Annotated in this window: 21 protein-coding genes and 2 riboswitches; of the genes, 7 read left to right on the top strand and 14 right to left on the bottom strand. The window is 43.5% G+C overall.

What is annotated here, in order from left to right; all coding sequences use genetic code 11:
- Positions 1-31: 31 nt before the first annotated feature.
- The 7 genes from AC1DM9_RS05855 to AC1DM9_RS05825 all read right to left on the bottom strand — a co-directional run bounded on the left by AC1DM9_RS05855 (position 32) and on the right by AC1DM9_RS05825 (position 5,330).
- A complete protein-coding gene (locus tag AC1DM9_RS05855; RefSeq protein ID WP_477579040.1) occupies positions 32-508 on the bottom strand; it encodes an NUDIX domain-containing protein in 477 nt (158 codons plus the stop codon).
- 230 nt (positions 509-738) lie between these two features.
- Positions 739-1,023: a hypothetical protein gene (locus tag AC1DM9_RS05850; protein ID WP_477579039.1), complete on the bottom strand. Its 285-nt coding sequence runs from the start codon at positions 1,021-1,023 to the stop codon at positions 739-741.
- 433 nt (positions 1,024-1,456) lie between these two features.
- Positions 1,457-1,885: a pentapeptide repeat-containing protein gene (locus AC1DM9_RS05845; RefSeq protein WP_477579037.1), complete on the bottom strand. Its 429-nt coding sequence runs from the start codon at positions 1,883-1,885 to the stop codon at positions 1,457-1,459.
- Positions 1,886-2,003: 118 nt separating this feature from the next.
- The gene (locus AC1DM9_RS05840; protein ID WP_477550028.1) at positions 2,004-3,029 is read right to left on the bottom strand and encodes a S66 family peptidase; all 1,026 of its coding nucleotides are present in this window, start codon (positions 3,027-3,029) and stop codon (positions 2,004-2,006) included.
- Between the two features lie 177 nt (positions 3,030-3,206).
- A complete protein-coding gene (locus tag AC1DM9_RS05835) occupies positions 3,207-3,614 on the bottom strand; it encodes a DUF6855 family protein (protein WP_477579035.1) in 408 nt (135 codons plus the stop codon).
- Positions 3,615-3,963: 349 nt separating this feature from the next.
- Positions 3,964-4,569, bottom strand: coding sequence for a DUF2087 domain-containing protein (locus AC1DM9_RS05830; RefSeq protein ID WP_477579033.1), 606 nt, complete (start codon positions 4,567-4,569; stop codon positions 3,964-3,966).
- A gap of 203 nt (positions 4,570-4,772) precedes the next feature.
- Complete coding sequence (locus AC1DM9_RS05825; RefSeq protein ID WP_076266769.1) at positions 4,773-5,330, bottom strand: SLOG family protein; 558 nt, start codon at positions 5,328-5,330, stop codon at positions 4,773-4,775.
- Positions 5,331-5,417: 87 nt separating this feature from the next.
- Positions 5,418-5,520: riboswitch (TPP riboswitch) on the top strand.
- Between the two features lie 87 nt (positions 5,521-5,607).
- Between AC1DM9_RS05825 and AC1DM9_RS05820 the strand changes: the two genes are divergently transcribed.
- From AC1DM9_RS05820 to thiD, 4 genes are read left to right on the top strand one after another with little or no spacing between them, the layout of a single operon-like run.
- Complete coding sequence (locus AC1DM9_RS05820) at positions 5,608-6,384, top strand: ABC transporter ATP-binding protein (RefSeq protein WP_477579031.1); 777 nt, start codon at positions 5,608-5,610, stop codon at positions 6,382-6,384.
- The gene (locus AC1DM9_RS05815) at positions 6,365-7,141 is read left to right on the top strand and encodes an ABC transporter permease (protein ID WP_477579029.1); all 777 of its coding nucleotides are present in this window, start codon (positions 6,365-6,367) and stop codon (positions 7,139-7,141) included. The genes AC1DM9_RS05820 and AC1DM9_RS05815 overlap by 20 nt, the downstream gene beginning before the upstream one ends.
- Positions 7,138-8,163, top strand: coding sequence for an ABC transporter substrate-binding protein (locus AC1DM9_RS05810; protein WP_477579027.1), 1,026 nt, complete (start codon positions 7,138-7,140; stop codon positions 8,161-8,163). Before AC1DM9_RS05815 ends, AC1DM9_RS05810 begins: the two co-directional genes overlap by 4 nt.
- A gap of 32 nt (positions 8,164-8,195) precedes the next feature.
- Positions 8,196-9,005, top strand: a complete 810-nt coding sequence (gene thiD / locus AC1DM9_RS05805; RefSeq protein ID WP_477511303.1) for a bifunctional hydroxymethylpyrimidine kinase/phosphomethylpyrimidine kinase — start codon at positions 8,196-8,198, stop codon at positions 9,003-9,005.
- A 102-nt stretch (positions 9,006-9,107) separates the two neighbouring features.
- Here thiD and AC1DM9_RS05800 read toward each other — a convergent pair whose 3' ends face one another.
- The 6 genes from AC1DM9_RS05800 to AC1DM9_RS05775 all read right to left on the bottom strand — a co-directional run bounded on the left by AC1DM9_RS05800 (position 9,108) and on the right by AC1DM9_RS05775 (position 12,674).
- A complete protein-coding gene (locus tag AC1DM9_RS05800) occupies positions 9,108-9,290 on the bottom strand; it encodes a hypothetical protein (protein WP_076266766.1) in 183 nt (60 codons plus the stop codon).
- Positions 9,291-9,452: 162 nt separating this feature from the next.
- Positions 9,453-9,950, bottom strand: a complete 498-nt coding sequence (gene queF, locus AC1DM9_RS05795) for a preQ(1) synthase (protein ID WP_477579025.1) — start codon at positions 9,948-9,950, stop codon at positions 9,453-9,455.
- A 31-nt stretch (positions 9,951-9,981) separates the two neighbouring features.
- The gene (gene queE, locus AC1DM9_RS05790; protein ID WP_477550022.1) at positions 9,982-10,716 is read right to left on the bottom strand and encodes a 7-carboxy-7-deazaguanine synthase QueE; all 735 of its coding nucleotides are present in this window, start codon (positions 10,714-10,716) and stop codon (positions 9,982-9,984) included.
- Positions 10,716-11,153, bottom strand: a complete 438-nt coding sequence (gene queD / locus AC1DM9_RS05785) for a 6-carboxytetrahydropterin synthase QueD (protein WP_076266764.1) — start codon at positions 11,151-11,153, stop codon at positions 10,716-10,718. Before queD ends, queE begins: the two co-directional genes overlap by 1 nt.
- 9 nt (positions 11,154-11,162) lie before the next feature.
- A complete protein-coding gene (gene queC / locus AC1DM9_RS05780; RefSeq protein WP_477550020.1) occupies positions 11,163-11,813 on the bottom strand; it encodes a 7-cyano-7-deazaguanine synthase QueC in 651 nt (216 codons plus the stop codon).
- Between the two features lie 146 nt (positions 11,814-11,959).
- Positions 11,960-12,003, bottom strand: a riboswitch (PreQ1 riboswitch).
- A gap of 149 nt (positions 12,004-12,152) precedes the next feature.
- The gene (locus AC1DM9_RS05775) at positions 12,153-12,674 is read right to left on the bottom strand and encodes a hypothetical protein (protein WP_477579023.1); all 522 of its coding nucleotides are present in this window, start codon (positions 12,672-12,674) and stop codon (positions 12,153-12,155) included.
- A gap of 154 nt (positions 12,675-12,828) precedes the next feature.
- Here AC1DM9_RS05775 and AC1DM9_RS05770 point away from each other — a divergent pair, with 154 nt between their 5' ends.
- Both AC1DM9_RS05770 and AC1DM9_RS05765 read left to right on the top strand, forming a co-directional pair.
- Entirely contained in the window at positions 12,829-13,410 is a 582-nt protein-coding gene (locus AC1DM9_RS05770) for a DJ-1/PfpI family protein (RefSeq protein WP_477579313.1), read from the top strand.
- Positions 13,411-13,463: 53 nt separating this feature from the next.
- Positions 13,464-14,129: an HAD family hydrolase gene (locus AC1DM9_RS05765; protein ID WP_477579021.1), complete on the top strand. Its 666-nt coding sequence runs from the start codon at positions 13,464-13,466 to the stop codon at positions 14,127-14,129.
- A gap of 100 nt (positions 14,130-14,229) precedes the next feature.
- Here AC1DM9_RS05765 and AC1DM9_RS05760 read toward each other — a convergent pair whose 3' ends face one another.
- A complete protein-coding gene (locus tag AC1DM9_RS05760; protein ID WP_477550016.1) occupies positions 14,230-15,339 on the bottom strand; it encodes a rhamnogalacturonan acetylesterase in 1,110 nt (369 codons plus the stop codon).
- Between the two features lie 288 nt (positions 15,340-15,627).
- Between AC1DM9_RS05760 and AC1DM9_RS05755 the strand changes: the two genes are divergently transcribed.
- Entirely contained in the window at positions 15,628-16,530 is a 903-nt protein-coding gene (locus tag AC1DM9_RS05755) for a hypothetical protein (RefSeq protein WP_076266758.1), read from the top strand.
- Positions 16,531-16,552: the final 22 nt, after the last annotated feature.

The following is a 16,552-nucleotide window of genomic DNA, read 5'->3' as shown; positions in this document are numbered from 1 at the left end:
GGTTGTCATCGTTATTTTGTCATACAATATTTCATTCGTTTTTACCTTTAGCAGAGATAACCTTGCACCACTCAAGAACTGCTTTGTCGACTTCGTCCATATGACCAATTTCTTCAATTAAATCCCAAAGTACGATCTGCTCAGTTTCTTCATTTGCTTGGAATGGGACGAGCTTATCTACACTAGCATAATAAATGGGATTATATTTGATATCTCCACTGGGCTTCTTCACTTTTATCAACCCGATGAACTCGAAGTCATTAACGATTTGTGATGTTTCTTCGAATAACTCTCTGCTTGCACATTCCCTCGGTGTTTCCCCTTCCTCTCTTCCCCCTGCGGGTACTTCCCATTGTTGTCTCCATTTGTTAAAACAAATAAGAAATCGCTCGCCACAGTTGATTACCGCGTATGATCCCGCCAAAGGTACATCCTCTCTGAGCTCATCCTCTTTCATAGGCAGGCATGCCAATAGCTCAAAACCATCTTTATTGGACGTTATACTCAACGTTATCTCTCCTTCCATCATTAACTTACCTTCGATTACTCCACTTTATAAGAGATTTATGGATTCGTGTAGCTCTATTACGTAGTACTCGAAATATCGGCTTTATTTAGTCATCATTTTCTGCTCAATCAGGCCGACCTAACAATACAAAAAGACTGCCCTTCGGCAGCCTTCATACAGAAATACATTTAATTCGCAGCATCTATTTGCTTATGTACGATAGTGATTTACTATAAATCTTCAAAGCCGACCGCTATAAAAATACCCGCACTAACGACTGTAATATGAACAATAGAAAATAAAACATGTACAGAAACTACATTCAAATCTTTTCTTGAGAGCTGGGGGCTCGTTCTTAACTTATATATGGAAAAGCCGATTAGGCCCGTTATGAATAATGATTGAGCCAACCATCTTGAAACAGTTAAAAATGCTGGAGTGTTATTAACGATGGGGTTTAAAAACCAACGAAATGGATCAAATAACATTGCCGCAAGAATCATTGCCCATGCCAACAAATGAATCGGCAAAGCAGTTGAAATATGGTTTCGAATAGCTGCTCTCCTCCTATTTTTCGATCAGATATTATAGAGACGTGACAATTTAGATCAATGTTGCTTTGCTAACGGACATCAGGTACTCTATTTGCCACATTTCCACCTTTTTTTGCAAACTAACGGACATAGAGGACCTTATTCAGCTTCAAAATTTATATTTATGCTCCTTTTCACAGCCATAACGTATCCTATGTCCGTTAGCAAACCGATTGTACGTTAACTGCATAAATAGCGTCCTCTATGTCCGTTACTGATACTTCTAAATCGTGAACAACTCCTACTAGCAAAACTCATCCCATTGATTCTAAAAAAAACCGCAAAAGGCTGCCTTGTTGGCGAACTTTTTACGGCTTTAAGTGATCGTGCCTCGCTGGATAAAGTTGCTTTATTTTTATTTTTGCTCCATAGCTTTAAACTGTTTAATTAAACTTTCGATATCAATTCCGTTTATAGTTAAACCAGAAATATCGCAGTTGTCCAATTTAGCATTCTTCAAATTGCAATCCGTAAACACGCTTTGATGTAAATTACAATTGGTTAATTGTACAGGTGTTCTGTTGAATTCAACATCAGGCTGATTTGGATTACCGAATCCAATGTTGCGAAAATGGGCTCCGCCCCACTGTGCACCGTCAATGACAAACTCACTCAAATTAGCATCGGAGATATGTAATCCCGTTAAATTCACATCATTCATATTCATACCGCTAAGATTACAACAGTTAAGCGTGACCTGTTCCGCCCGAACATTTTTGAAGCTGGAAGCTGTAACATCTGAATTAACGATTGTCAGGATCTCTTTTTCATTATCTAATTTCATATTTTACCCTCCAAATTATCGTTTGAATTCTATTCTAGTTTAAAACAGCAGCTGATTTCTGTCCAAAATAATATTCACAATATCATGTACTTAAATAAATGACATATAGTAGATTTTATTATTGCACGGCGGATTCTTCAATCGAAAAAAGTATCCCTCGTTCCTCAGTGGCTTGCAAACTTGCCATAACACCATTCGGAAGTACAATCATAGGGTCCGTGTGGCCAAAATCCGCATCATATATGATCGGAAAATCATATCCTCTCGTTGCATTTTGCAGCAACTCTTGTAATGAATCTTCTTCATTAAATCCTACATTTGAATGAAATCTTCCAATAATCAGACCGGAAATTTGATCATAAATACCCATCTGTCGAAATTGTGTAACATATCTATCAATTGTACTTGGCTGCTCACTCTCATCGTCTTCTAGACACAAAATTTTGCCCTCGAAGCTTGGTAAATAAGGTGTACCTGCCAGCAGGAGAAGTGTACCCATATTCGCAGCTAGTATAGGCCCTCTCGCATGCCCTGGCTTTAAAATCTTCATGCCTGTATTAGGGGCGGTCGCTCTTGGGCGTGAATCGTCAATGTCCCAGCTTAAATGTTCCTCTGTCCAATGATCGCTGGAGTCAATCATTCCTATTGGTGTATCTTTCATTAGCGTTCTTACAAAGGAATGGTATGTAAAATCAATGAGTCCACCAAATTCTCCAAATTGCGGCATAATAGCGGGTCCCATAAATGTAATAAGATTTGTTTTCGCATGTATGCCTGCTAGAAGTGCAGTGATATCACTATACCCCATTATAATTTTTGGATGGCTGCTAATGAGCGAATAATCTAATTCTTCAAGCAGTTGATGTGAATTGTATCCCCCGATTGTAGCAATAATTGCTTTTACATCCGGGTCTCGAATCATATGATGAAAATCATCCAAACGATTATTTAGGCTGCCAGCCGTGTGACCTGTTCTCTTCCTGCTATGCTGTCCTGTAATTACTTTAAATCCCATATTTTCTAAAGCATTTATTCCACGATTCAATCTGTTAGGGCAATAAAAAGCAACCGGCGAGGATGGTGAAACAATTCCAATGGTATCTCCGGGTTTTAGTTTATCGGGTTTCAAATGTGAGGATGTCAAGGAATAACCCTCCTAATCATTCTTTTTAAATAAATATATACAAATATTTGTAAGTTCTCAATCACTCTTACAATAAAAAAAAGCTGCCATTGCGGCAGCCAATCACTCGAACTCAATAATCATTCACAATAGGATTGTATGGTTCTCGTCCCATTTCAAGTTTTCACACCACTGCGATTAAATGGACTTCATCCGATTATTCCTTGGATTATGCTCTACTTCTGCAAGTCCCAGCTTCTCCATTAATGGTGGAAGATACATTCCGAATCTGCCGCGCAACCCTTTTTTCAATCCATACCAGCCGCCAATCGGGTTTTCAGACGAGCGTCCCCATGCTTCAACAGTACCCTCTTTAGCAGGCTTCTGCTCATCGGCGCTGCCAAGCTCAATCCAGTCACCATGTTGTTTGAGCATCGCGCTTAAGTCATCAATGCAGCGGAAATCATAATGCAAGACCGTCTTCCCAACTGTGCATACTAAAATTTCTTTACCATCTTTTTCATCCTTATACATTTCATATTCAGATGTCTGAGGGGGTGTTTTTAATTTCCATGGGTTTTCTTTAGTACCTTCTGCCAACGCCATATGTATTCGCTCCTTTTGTAATCCACTCTTATTATGTACTTTATCTTTCAGATATCCTTCAGAAGTTACTACATTCGATAAAAAAATTACTTTTCCTTTATGACGCGTAAGCACAATCACCGCTCGATGAGTTCATATTTACTTTTAACGGACATAGAAGCCCTTATTTGCAATATTAACGGCCAAATTAGTTTCTAACGGACATAGAGTCCGTTATTTGGCAGAAATCGCAGCCTTTTATAACGATTATAGCCAAATAACGGCCTTCATGTCCGCAACCACGGCCAATAGAAGAGGAATAAAGCAAATAAGGCATCTGATGTCCGCTATTATCAAAAACAACTTCCGCTTACGAAAGAATCTCCCACTTCGCCCATATTTCTTGCGGATTCAATTCGTAAATATCATTTTCTCTAAACATTAATTGGTGCATGATGAACTCTCTGCGAATGGTCGCAAAGTCATCATGATAACCTTTGATAAATTCGTTAATCTCCTTCTCTGTATACTGTTTCCCTCTCGTCAAATGAGAAACCATATGCTGAAGCACGATCAATTTTTTCTTATGCTGAGCCGGCATATGCTTCAGCTTACCCTCAGCTGTAAAAAAGTTGCGAATGACTGAATCCTTCAGTTTCTTATTGCTATCCTCCATGTTGTCCACTCCCTTCTCTGCACCTGCATTCCGATAAATGAGCTCCGCCGCCGCATTAGCGTTGCTCTTAATAAAATAATGGTTCAACGAAAAATAAATCGCATTTTTCTCTCTGCGTTCATTAATTAAGCTGGCCTCTCTTAATTTGGTTGCATGATGCGTAATCGTAGCAGGCGTCACGCCTAATTTCTCTGCGAGCACCTGTCCGTTAAGCTCACCTTCAGCCAGCATAATCAACAATTTAATTCTCGTCGGATCGGATAATGCCTTATGATAGGCTACCACTTTATCTAATTGCACCGTTCGCCACCTCTTCCTCCACCAAACAAATTTAACTTACATCTAATTAGATGTTTATCTAATCAGATAATAATACGCCACCTATTATTTGTCAAACACAATAATCTCGAAAATACAAACAGTCAGCTTGCGCATAAAAAAAGCTGACAGGTCTCTGCCTGCCAGCATGAAATAAACTCCTCTTACTCAACTCCCATGCATCGTTAATTTTCCGAATACAGGTTGTCATCATCCGCAATGCTCTGAATGTCCTCCGAGCTTATGCTGAAATAACCATAGCCCTCAGCCTGCTGTTTCTTTAACGCTTTTTCTTTAAAAAACTTGGGGCTGCCCTCGCCTGCATCCTCATCATAAACGAGCAGAATACCGTCCGTTTTCCGAAACAGCAGCTCGTCCCTAGCCGTAAACTGCCAAATGCCATTATACGGCTGGTTGCTGACCGAAGCGTAATAATCGACCCCTTTTAAAACCTGCTGATAAAACTCCTTTTTATCATCCTTCCATTTCTCTTCCGGATTGCTGTATGCCGAAATAATTGAAAGTCTCAAATGAGGATATATTTCCTTCAGCGCAATGACGACCTCGCACGCCCACAAATCTACGCCATATTGACCCGGGGTAATCACCCACTCAAGCCCATCTTCTATAAGCGGAACCAGCTTGCCTGTCAGCGCTTTTTTTATATAAACAATGCCCTCATGCTTCTGGCTAAAAATATTAAGCTCATGCGCTCGGTAGCCCGTTACGAGTAAATTTTTCATTTGTCCAACGCCTTTTCGGATAATTATGGTTTACATCTATCCAGTGTATGCTATAGTAGAAAAAATACAAATTGCATATAAACCTATTTATTTCACTAGGGGAGCCTAACGGCTGAGATGGAGCATCTGCTCCGGACCCTTGGAACCTGATCTGGATCATTCCAGCGGAGGGAAGTGGAGCAGCAAAGCATTCATTCATGCGCGCAAGCCTTGTGTGATCGTTAGACCCGCTCATTTCCCCTCGGAAATGGGTGGGTCTTTATTTGTTTACGGAGGGATGCGTATTACAGCTATAATCTCACTTCACCAAGTAAGCTACACCTACGACAAGCTTGCTGAAACATCTATACTGTCTAATCTTTCGCTTCAAGCCTACTCAGGTGAGTTTGTCTCTATCATCGGTGCTAGCGGGTCAGGCAAAAGCACTCTCTTTAAGCTCATGGCCGGATTGCTTCAGCCTAGCCAAGGTGAAATTAGGCTGCATGGCAAGCCTGCCCCCAATCGTCTCGGCAAGATTGCTTATATGCCGCAAAAGGATCTTCTTCTGCCATGGAGAACAATACTCGGCAATTGTCTGCTTCCACTTGAGCTGACACGCAGCAATCCCCATTATAACACGATCCAAATCATGGAGCTGCTAGAGCGCTTCGGACTGGCAGGCTATGAACAAGCTTACCCTGACGAGTTGTCAGGCGGCATGCGACAGCGGGCAGCTTTTCTGCGCACGCTAGTAACCGGACAAGAGCTGCTGCTGCTGGACGAACCGTTTGGCGCGCTTGACGCCATGACCAAACGCGGTATGCATAAGTGGCTGCTAGAGCTGTGGAGCGACCTTGGAAAAACAGTACTCTTTATCACACATGATCTTGAGGAAGCGATATTGCTGAGCGACCGCATTTATTTATTGCCAAGTGCAGCTAACGAGGCGCAAGGGATACAGGAAATAGTCGTTCCTTTGCCGAGACCAAGACATTATGAGCAAAATTATGAACCCGACTTCATCAAGCTGCGGCAAGATTTGGAGCGAAGACTGCATGCGCAAACCTCTAATTAACCAGTGGCTGAGCCATTACGGACTATTTATACTGCTGCTCTTTAGCTTACTGCTCGTTTGGCAAGCAGTCGCACAGCTCGGATTGGTTCCACCCTACATACTGCCGTCACCTAGCTCAATTGCTCAGGCATTAATCGAAGATGGCCATCTGCTGCTTGGCAACCATCTGCTGGCTACGCTTAAAGAAGTGTCCCTCGGTTTTCTATTGTCGATTATTATTGGGACTACGCTCGCAGCAGGCATGCACACTTTCCGAATACTGGAGAAGGCGCTGTACCCGTTTGTCGTCATCAGTCAGACCATCCCGCTTATCGCTCTGTCGCCAATTTTCATTATGTGGTTTGGCTATACGATTTGGAGCAAGGTCGCTGTTGTTTTTTTGACTGCTTTTTTCCCTATCGTTGTGAGCACCTATGACGGGCTTAAGAAAAGCGGTAGCGAATATGAAGAGCTGCTGCTCACAATGGGAGCAACGCGCTGGGGTATTTTCAGAAAAATACAAGTCCCCATCGCCCTACCGTCCTTCTTCTCAGGACTTAAGTTATCGATCGTTTATTGTGTTGTCGGCGCCACCATCGGTGAATGGCTTGGAGGCAGTGAAGGCCTAGGCTACTATAGCCGCCGAATGTCCAGCAATTTGAACGCCGATTCCATGTTTGCATCCGTTTTTCTGCTATCCCTCATTGGCATCTTATTATTTGCTTCCATTGTCCTATTGGAGAAATCAATACTAAAGAGAAAGAGGTTCAATACATGATCATCAAAGCAAAAATGAAATGGATAATTCCAATGCTTGCTTCTCTGCTGCTCGTGCTTAACGGGTGCAGTAGCAACGTAGCCCCCACTGAAAACAAACCCGAGGACACTTCGGCAAAACAAAATCCTCAGACTATTAGCATTATGCTCGACTGGTATCCAAATGCGGTGCATTCCTTCCTCTATGCGGCTCAAACAAACGGTTATTTTGCGAAGCATGGTTTAGAGGTCAACATTCAAATGCCCGCGGATACGAATGATGCATTGAAGCTAGTGGCTGCCGGCAAGGTTGATTTGGCGCTCAGCTACCAGCCACAGGTATTGATGGCTCGCGGCGAGGATATTCCTGTTAAATCCATTGCAGCAATCGTCAGGCATCCGCTTAATCATCTAATGGTACCAGAAGGCGGAAGCGCCAAATCACCCAAGGACCTTGTTGGTAAAAAGGTCGGCTTCTCCTCCATCCCACTCTATGAAGCAATGATGCGCACCATGATTAAGCATGACGGCGGCGACCCGCAAAATGTGGAAATGATTGACGTTGGTTTTTCCTTTATTCCGGCTATAGCAACCAACAAAGTAGATGCGATCATCGGCGGATTTATTAATCATGAGCAATTGCTGCTTGCCAAGGAAGGGCATCCCATGACGGCGATAAACCCAACTGATTTTGGCGTGCCAGATTATTACGAGCTTGTGCTTGTAGCAAGTGATCAAGGACTAGTTGAGAAGCAGGTGTTGTTCAAAAGCTTCATCGCAGCCATTACGGAGGGTCAACAATTTGTAGCTGAAAATAAACAAAAATCGTTGTCGATTTTATTTGAGCATGAGAACCAGACCTCCCCTCTCGATCAAGAAATCGAGACAAAAAGCTTGGACATTCTTCTGCCTCTCATGGATGCAGGGAAGCAATCATTTGGATATCAGGAGCCTGCTTCTTGGTCTAATGTTAGGGATTGGCTCGTCGATAACGACTTGCTGCCAGACAATATAAAGGCTGAGGATGCTTTTTCAAACTTGTAAATTAATTCTACTCTTTCGAAGGAGATGCACGGATGAGAAGATATCAAGCACTTACGATTGCAGGCTCGGACTCCGGCGGCGGCGCAGGTATTCAAGCTGATCTAAAAACATTTCAAGAGCTCGGCACCTACGGCATGTCGGTTATTACCGCAGTGACTGCGCAGAATACGCTTGGCGTTCAGGGCATCTACCCGCTGGATGCTGAGGCTGTTAGCTGCCAGCTCGATTCGATCGGCGAGGATCTGGAGCCATCCGCAGTTAAGACAGGCATGCTGTTCAGCGCAGAGATTATAAAGATCGTTGCAATGAAAGTAAAGCAATATAACTGGCATAATCTCATCATTGATCCTGTCATGGTGGCGAAAGGCGGCTCATCTCTGCTTCAGCAAGAAGCTATTCAGACACTGATTACGTATTTGCTGCCGCTCGCGCTTATAACGACTCCTAACATTCCAGAAGCTGAGCTTATCGCAAGAATCCCGATCCGGACGTTAAGCGATCGAGAGGAAGCGGCCCGAATATTGCATCAGATGGGCTCCCGCTATGTTGTCATTAAGGGCGGCCACGGTTCAAGCAGCGAACCGCTCGTTGATCTCATCTACGATGGAGAACAATTTGTATATTTGGAAAGCAAACGTATCGACACTAAGCATACTCACGGCACTGGATGCACTTTCTCCGCTGCGATTGCTGCAGAAATTGCTCAAGGCAAACCTGTACTTGAAGCTATAAGAACTGCCAAAGCCTTCATTCAAGCCGCTATTGAAGATAAGCTGGGGATTGGGAGCGGTCATGGCCCAACCAATCATTTTGCTTATAGGGACAGACAGCGCTTGAGCTGATTGTATTCTATTAGAAACAGCAAACGCCGCTTCCATATAGGTCGCGGCGTTTACTAATTAGTCATGCTTTCATGCAAGTTTAGGCTTGTGTTAAAACAGCCTTCATGCCTTTTCATCCTGCTTTGGCTGCAACAAGAAGGGCTCAATCATATTATCTATACTAATATATTCAGCTTGTGACGCGCTTGGAGCTGCAAGCGCTCGAACGGGAGATACTCCAAAGTTCGTTAATGCAGATGCTATGGTGCAAAGCAGTACAGACATACAAATCGCATTTTTAATCATCGTTTGTCCACCTATTCTCTAATAACTCTAAACTAAGTATAGACTTTAATAGAATAATTGAAATGGACTTCAGGGATGAAATTCACCTAGACCTTAGTCGGGCAATTCAGAAAAATCTATCATAAATGTATCTCTTTTACTAATTTGAGCTGCAATTCTAAATTAACGATTATCCACTTTCTCTGGGTACAAATCATGATTCATGAGACGATGCTCAGCCATTTGCTCATATTTTGTGCCAGGCTGGCCATAATTGCAATACGGATCGATGGATATGCCGCCACGAGGTGTGAATTTGCCCCAAACTTCTATATATCTTGGACTCATCAGCGCAATTAAATCATTCATGATAATGTTCATGCAATCCTCGTGGAAATCACCGTGATTGCGGAAGCTGAACAAATACAGCTTAAGCGACTTGCTCTCTAACATTTTGTCACCTGGAATATATGATATATAAATGGTTGCAAAATCCGGCTGTCCCGTCATCGGGCAAAGACTCGTAAATTCCGGACAATTAAATTTCACGAAATAATCGCGATTCGGATGCTTATTATCAAAGGCCTCCAAAATTTCCGGTGCATAGTTAAACAAATATTGTGTTCCTTGATTGCCTAGCAGCGTCACACCGCTCAGCTCCTCTTTGCTTCTTCCTTCCATGCTCGTTTCCACCTCTCTCAGCTGTTTTGAATTAAACGCCTTTCTTATTGCCCCATACCCATGTATGAAGCTGCGGCAGAACGTGCACCCGCTTTAAATCCTGATTCGGCATAACCTTCTCGATCAGCCATTCATAACGCTCCAATAAATAAGGAAGCATGAGCTGCGGCTCTGTTTCCTGCAAGTTTCCATTGCCTGCCTGCAAATAAAATGGAACCATTGGATACCTGAGGTGAACGTATGTCGCGTACTCTAGATCATCCTCGTCGAAAACGACTGTTTTTAAGCAAAAACTAGTTGATTTCCGATTCAGGTTGGACACGATTTCATCGAGCTTCGACCAGTCTGTCTTCATGCCAGAGCTCGGCGGCTTAGGCGACAAAGTGAGCTCATCAATCGACCAAAACCAGTCCTGCCAACGACTCCCTTGTGTCTCCAGTGCAACGCTGATGTTTTGTTTATGGAGCTCATCAACAAATTCACCCAGCTGCGGGAGCAGTGCGGGATTGCCGCCGGAAATCGTCACATGCTCAAACGCATTTCCACCTATTTCTTTTAATTGCTCTATCATTTCAAATGCTGTCAGCATGCGAATATCTTCTTTGCCGCTGCCGTCCCAAGTAAATGCCGAATCGCACCAAGAGCAGCTGTAATCGCAGCCAGCAGTACGAACAAACATCGTTTTCCGGCCAATTACCATACCTTCTCCTTGGACCGTAGGGCCGAATATTTCCATTACAGGAATTCGTTTATTGGATTTCATCATTAGACCGCCTCCCGCTTCGGACGATAAATACAATAGCTCGTCGGCGTTTCACGCAAAAAGACTTGAACGCATTGCGGACGATTTACAGTACCATCCAAATGGCGCTGAACGATGTCGCTAATCGTTCGTGCTACCACTTCAGTCGTAGGAAAACGATCGGGCAACACATTGCTAAAGTGTTCGTTGTCGTCATTAAGCAAAGAATGGTCAAAACGATCATGAATCAACCTTTTAATTATGGCGAAGTTGACAAGAAAACCTGCCTCGTCAAGCTCATCGCCTGCAACTGTTACATTCGCATAATACGTATGGCCATGAAGCTGCTGGCATTTTCCAGCCTCTTCACTCGGTACGAAGTGAGCAGCAGCAAAGTGAAAATCCTTATTAAGCTCATAACTATAGCTATGCTGTGCGGCCGGATAAATCTGCTGCATCATCGCTTCACCCTACATGCGCTGGACTAAATATTCGTCCAACCCATTCTTTCGAAGCTGGCAAGCGGGACAATCGCCGCAACCATCCGCAATAATCCCGTTATAACAGGTCAATGTGCGTTCACGGACAAAATCGAAGGCGCCCAGCTCATCCGCAAGCTTCCATGTCTCGGCTTTGTTCAGCCACATAAGCGGCGTATCGATCACAAACGGATAGTCCATTGACAAGTTCAATGTCACATTCAACGACTTTACGAATATATCCCGGCAGTCCGGATATCCGCTAAAGTCCGTTTCGCATACGCCTGTTATGATATGTTTCGCACCAAGCTGCTTTGCAAGCACTGCTGCGAACGTAAGAAATAAGAGATTGCGGCCATCAACAAAAGTTGTAGGCAGCTCTCCTTCTTTTTGCTCAATCGCGATATCGTCTCTTGTGAGTGCGTTGGGTGCTAATTGATTAAGAAGGGACATATCAAGAATATGATGCTTAATCTGAAGTTCCTTGGCGATAGCCGCCGCGCAATCCAGCTCAAGCTTATGGCGCTGTCCATAGTTGAATGTAACGGCCTCTACCTCCGCGAATCGTTCCATTGCCCAAAATAAACAGGTCGTGCTGTCCTGACCGCCACTAAACACAACGATCGCTTTTTCTGATTTCATGCTGCATCTCCCTCTCTGATGTGAGAAGACCGAGATCGCTTGAATTCCTTCGTATGTACATAAAAAACCAAAGAAACGGCGCGAAGCGTTAAAAACCCGCTTCGCGCCGAACGCGAAAACGACGATGTCACCTAATGGGACAATCGTTTCGCATAGTTTTTTATAGAGGGAGTTCGCGAACCTCTCCCGAGAGCTAGAATTGTCCGTAGACAACAGCTTCGGAGTTTCTTCTTCAGTTGTTCATTCACAAGTACTATAGCATAGCTTCATGCTTAAAGAAACAGACAGTATTTCACTGTAAATATTAGGAACTTAGAGGACTGGAATATAAAAAAACATCTATCCAGCAATCTCTTTCAGCTTCATCAATGTCTTAAGGACATAATTAATCAGCTCCGGAATATCCTCCATTTGCTCTTCGCCTATTTTGCGACTAAAGCCAAGCTCGATTACATTCGAATAGGTAGGCAGCTCCGTGCCAAAAAGGTAGCTTATCGTTTGTGTCGGTTCTATATCCGGCTCCCAAATACGCTGCATGACTTGCTTAATTTGGCTGCACTGCGTTGTGACATCCGTCACTTCCATGAAGAAACGAATTCGAAGCGAGCATGCAGGGGTCTCGCCCGTCAGCTCTAATATTTCCGCCGCCAAATCCTTAAGCGAAGCAGTCAGCTGAATTTCCGCAGACACCCCTGCATATTCAGCAAGCTTAAACTCCAGCATAAATTCTCGCGACATAACCGCCAGCTCTAGACGATCTACCCGGTTGATAATATCAATTTTCCGGTCGAGCGTATCCAAATCATAGAGCTGATTCTCAAAGACTACTTTCAAATTTTCATAAACAGTTGGATCAAACATCGATTTCCCTCACTTATACTACAATATCGTCTTTGCTATTGTAGTCGATAAGAGAATTAGAATCGAGCCTTCGATCCGCTTTTTTGACACTTTAATCTATACCGAAGTCCATATTTGTAATATTATTGCAATAAAGAAAAGAGGTGCTGCATCGATKAAAATAGCTTTTATTTTATTTGATGGCGTTACTTTTTTGGATTTTGTCGGCTTCTATGATGTCATCACTCGCTTGAAGTACTACGAATCAACAAAAGAGTTCTCTTGGGATATTTGTGGGCTGCAGGATGAGGTTACGGATGAGCTTGGCATGACGATTAAAGTCAATCAAGTCAAGCCGGATCTCTCGCAATATGACCTCATTTTCATTCCCGGTGGACTTGGAACAAGAGCGTTAAGGTTTGATGAATCGTTCACCGCTTGGATAAAGGAGGCTCAGCAGGCAGAGTATATCGTATCGGTTTGCACAGGATCGCTGCTGCTTGGAGCTGCTGGTTATCTGACCAATAAAAACGCGACCACCCATCCGTTCGCCTATGATTTATTAGAGCCCTACTGCAAAGAGGTTATTCGCTCGCGAATTGTACGGGACGGCAATGTCATTACAGCCGGAGGAGTCGCCACCTCGATTGACTTGGGTCTTTACATCATCGGTTTTTTCTTACAAGAGCATGAGGTGAAAAGTATTAAAAAACAAATGGATTACCCTTATGAAATGGAAGGCATAGCGATCTATTAAACCCCACCTAATAAATACGATGTTGTTTCGCAAGAACAGACGGAGGTGATTCATTGAGCACCATTGATACGATAATCTTTGACTTAGACCAGACCTTGCTTGATAAAAACCAATCGTTGATCAACTTTGCAAAGTATCAGTATGAACGTTTTGCACTCCATACCTTCATTGCAGACAGAGATGAATTTATAGCGAAGTTTACTGAATTAAATAATAGGCTCATACCCAAAGAAGATGTTTATAACGAGTTAATCGGATTTTTCAAGATTGAAGATGCTCTATTTACGCCGCTGCTCGATGATTTAAACAATCACTTTCATCAGTACAGCGTCGGGTTTCCCGGCATGAATGAAATGCTTCTCTCCTTAAAGCAGCGAGGATATAAATTAGGCATGATTACGAATGGCAGGGAATTTTATCAGAGAAATAAAGTAACAGCTCTCGGTATTATGGAGCTATTTGATGATATTGTGATTTCAGGTGCGGTCAATTTGCGAAAGCCTGATCATGCTATTTTTCAATTGTCGCTCTCTAATTTAAGCTCTTCGTCTGCGCAGTCCGTTTTTATTGGCGATAATCTCAAGGCTGACATTATTCCGGCGAACGAATTAGGGATGCGAACGATTTTGAAGAGCAATGACCTCTCGATTAAATTTCCAGATGCGATATGTCATGATTTACGTGAAATTCCAGCCATCATCCATCGTTTCTCAGCATAAAAGAAGCTACAGAGGCTGCTCCTCAAGTAGATTTATCTACATGTGGAACAGCCTCTTCGTATGTCAATTCAGCTATTTAGCTTCACCACCGCTGCCGCTTCTAACGCCCCTTTAAATATAAAAGCAGCGGCGATAAAGCGAGCTCACGCACGCCTTCTGCTACTAATCCAGCAATTTGAATGCCGCCCAGCTCTTGAAAATGTGTGTCGTCCTGAGCGCCATCAGGAAAATGAATAAATTCCCCCGGGTAAGCCCACATGAACAGCGCCTTAGAGGGCTCGTCTCCCAAACGCTCATACAAATCCTTACTCTTTGCAGCCAAATCGATCAGCGGAACATCCAGCTCTGCCGCAAGCTGCTTCATTCCGAGCAAATAATCACCATGAGTATCGATAATCCTGCCTTGCTCGTCGAATTTGCGGCGATGCATCGGTGTAATTAATACAGGTTTTGCACCGCGTGCCCTTGATTCCTCTACATAAACGGCCAGCATCTCCTTAAAGCTGCCAAACGGTTCAGTTGCCCGCTCTTCATCCGGCTTCTCGTCATTATGTCCGAATTGAATCCATAAATAGTCGCCCGGCTTTATTTGCTCTATGATTGCTGCCAATCGCCCTTCGTTAATAAAGCTTCGTGAGCTTCTTCCCGACATGGCATGATTATCAATCGCTACATCCGTCTTAAAATAAAGCGGAAGCATCTGCCCCCATCCGGCATATGGGAACGTATCTTGATCGGTTACGGTTGAGTCTCCCGCCAAATAAATCGTCGTCGCTTGCTTCGCCTCGTCAATCTGAAGTGCATTAATTCGCGGCGCTACTCCTGAGAAGGCGAGCCGCAGCCGTCCATCGGTTACTTTGACGGTGAAGCTGTGCACCGCATATTGTCCTGCTGATGTAACGGCCTTGTGCAGCACTATGCGCCCTATGCCATATTTTAAAGTAGTAGAGGTTGGAGCAATGGCATCGCCTATCGTAGCTGTTATCGTGTAGCAGCCATTTGGCAGATCAACAACAAACGCGGCTTCAAGTGGAATACAGAAAGCTCCGCGAAGACGATCCGCCTCCTCTCTATTCCGTGAGCTTATACGCAGGGTTGACTCAAAACCGTAGCCTGCATCTTTGTTATAGATCGTATTCGGCAGTACTTGTATATATGGTGAAGCGGGAGCGCTGCCGATCCCAAAATCAAACTTAAGCGAAACAGTCATGAAGGCACCATCCTAACGGTTTATTTATGTCATTCTAGAATATCAAAATACGACAAGATAGGAAGTTAAATAGAAGGGGTTTTTGTTCAAAATTCAGTCCACCTGCGTTTGATTGCCTTATGAAAGAGCGCAGTGCATTATCTTTTTCACTCGATGGCTCTCTACTAGTTATGCATACGAGAAAAATTCCATACGAATAAATTCGTCAAAATTTGCGTTACCCGTGGAATTCCGTATACTAATAGATAGGAATCATATAGGAGCTATTTACTAATTGAGGTGACACAAGTGGACGAGTTAAAACAAGCCTATGAAACGATGGGGCTGCCAGAACTTGCGGCCAAAGAGGAAGTGGAGAAGCGTTATACGACACTTATGCGTCAATCACGCTCCAGAGCACAGCTGCAGAAGGATAACGCGGGGGATGCGGATGAATCTTTTGCAACGATTACGAAAGCATATCGACTGATTCTAGAGTACGAGGATCGCAAGCTAACCGATGCCTTCAACGAGCAAGAGTACGGTAAATACAAGAAGATGGCTGGACAAGCTCAGAAAATGGATCATTTCTGGCGCTATTACAAGTTTCACACGCTCGGAGCCATCGCTGCGGTAGCACTTATTATTTATGGTGTAATCAGCTTCATGAACTATCGTGAAGAACAAGAGCGGCTCGCTAATTTGCCGCCCGTCGATTTAAACGTTTCATTTATGGGCAATTACATGCTGAAGGATGATGCGCCTAAGAAAGAGCCGATTGAAACCGCTCTTTTGACAGCGTTTCCCGAATGGAAAAGATTTGTTTCTACGCTTACGTTTGTCCCTAAAGACCAGCAATCGCAATTTGCCTATATGCAGAAAGCAGTGCTCGTACTAGCTACTGAGCATCCGGATGTATATATTATGGATGAGAGCATTTTCGATTGGATCGGCGTACAGGGAATGCTTATGAAGCTAGACGACGATGTTAACGGAGTGTTCAAGCCGCACATGACTGACAGCCTTTCGAAGAAGCTTAAGACCGACGAGGATACACAAGAGCATGTATACGGAATTGACCTCAGCAAGAGTGCACTAGTCAACCAGCTTCCGCTGTACAAAGAAAACATGATTATCGGCATCAGAGTCGATAGCAAAAATCCAGACAAAGCCAAAGCATTCATTAATAAATACTTGGCTACAATAAAATAGCAGAATAACAAAAAAAGCCCGA

The organism is Paenibacillus sp. 01T431 (genome assembly GCF_056398625.1).
Note: the sequence above shows the minus strand (reverse complement) of the source record. Positions and strands in the feature narration are given on the sequence as shown.

Coding starts and splice junctions, on each gene's coding strand:
- AC1DM9_RS05845 (WP_477579037.1), bottom strand. CDS start 1,885: ATGAAATTAGATAATGAAAAAGAGATCCTGACAATCGTTAATTCAGAT.
- AC1DM9_RS05835 (WP_477579035.1), bottom strand. CDS start 3,614: ATGGCGTTGGCAGAAGGTACTAAAGAAAACCCATGGAAATTAAAAACA.
- AC1DM9_RS05825 (WP_076266769.1), bottom strand. CDS start 5,330: ATGAAAAATTTACTCGTAACGGGCTACCGAGCGCATGAGCTTAATATT.
- AC1DM9_RS05820 (WP_477579031.1), top strand. CDS start 5,608: ATGCGTATTACAGCTATAATCTCACTTCACCAAGTAAGCTACACCTAC.
- AC1DM9_RS05815 (WP_477579029.1), top strand. CDS start 6,365: ATGCGCAAACCTCTAATTAACCAGTGGCTGAGCCATTACGGACTATTT.
- AC1DM9_RS05810 (WP_477579027.1), top strand. CDS start 7,138: ATGATCATCAAAGCAAAAATGAAATGGATAATTCCAATGCTTGCTTCT.
- thiD (WP_477511303.1), top strand. CDS start 8,196: ATGAGAAGATATCAAGCACTTACGATTGCAGGCTCGGACTCCGGCGGC.
- AC1DM9_RS05800 (WP_076266766.1), bottom strand. CDS start 9,290: ATGATTAAAAATGCGATTTGTATGTCTGTACTGCTTTGCACCATAGCA.
- queF (WP_477579025.1), bottom strand. CDS start 9,950: ATGGAAGGAAGAAGCAAAGAGGAGCTGAGCGGTGTGACGCTGCTAGGC.
- queE (WP_477550022.1), bottom strand. CDS start 10,716: ATGATGAAATCCAATAAACGAATTCCTGTAATGGAAATATTCGGCCCT.
- queD (WP_076266764.1), bottom strand. CDS start 11,153: ATGATGCAGCAGATTTATCCGGCCGCACAGCATAGCTATAGTTATGAG.
- queC (WP_477550020.1), bottom strand. CDS start 11,813: ATGAAATCAGAAAAAGCGATCGTTGTGTTTAGTGGCGGTCAGGACAGC.
- AC1DM9_RS05775 (WP_477579023.1), bottom strand. CDS start 12,674: ATGTTTGATCCAACTGTTTATGAAAATTTGAAAGTAGTCTTTGAGAAT.
- AC1DM9_RS05760 (WP_477550016.1), bottom strand. CDS start 15,339: ATGACTGTTTCGCTTAAGTTTGATTTTGGGATCGGCAGCGCTCCCGCT.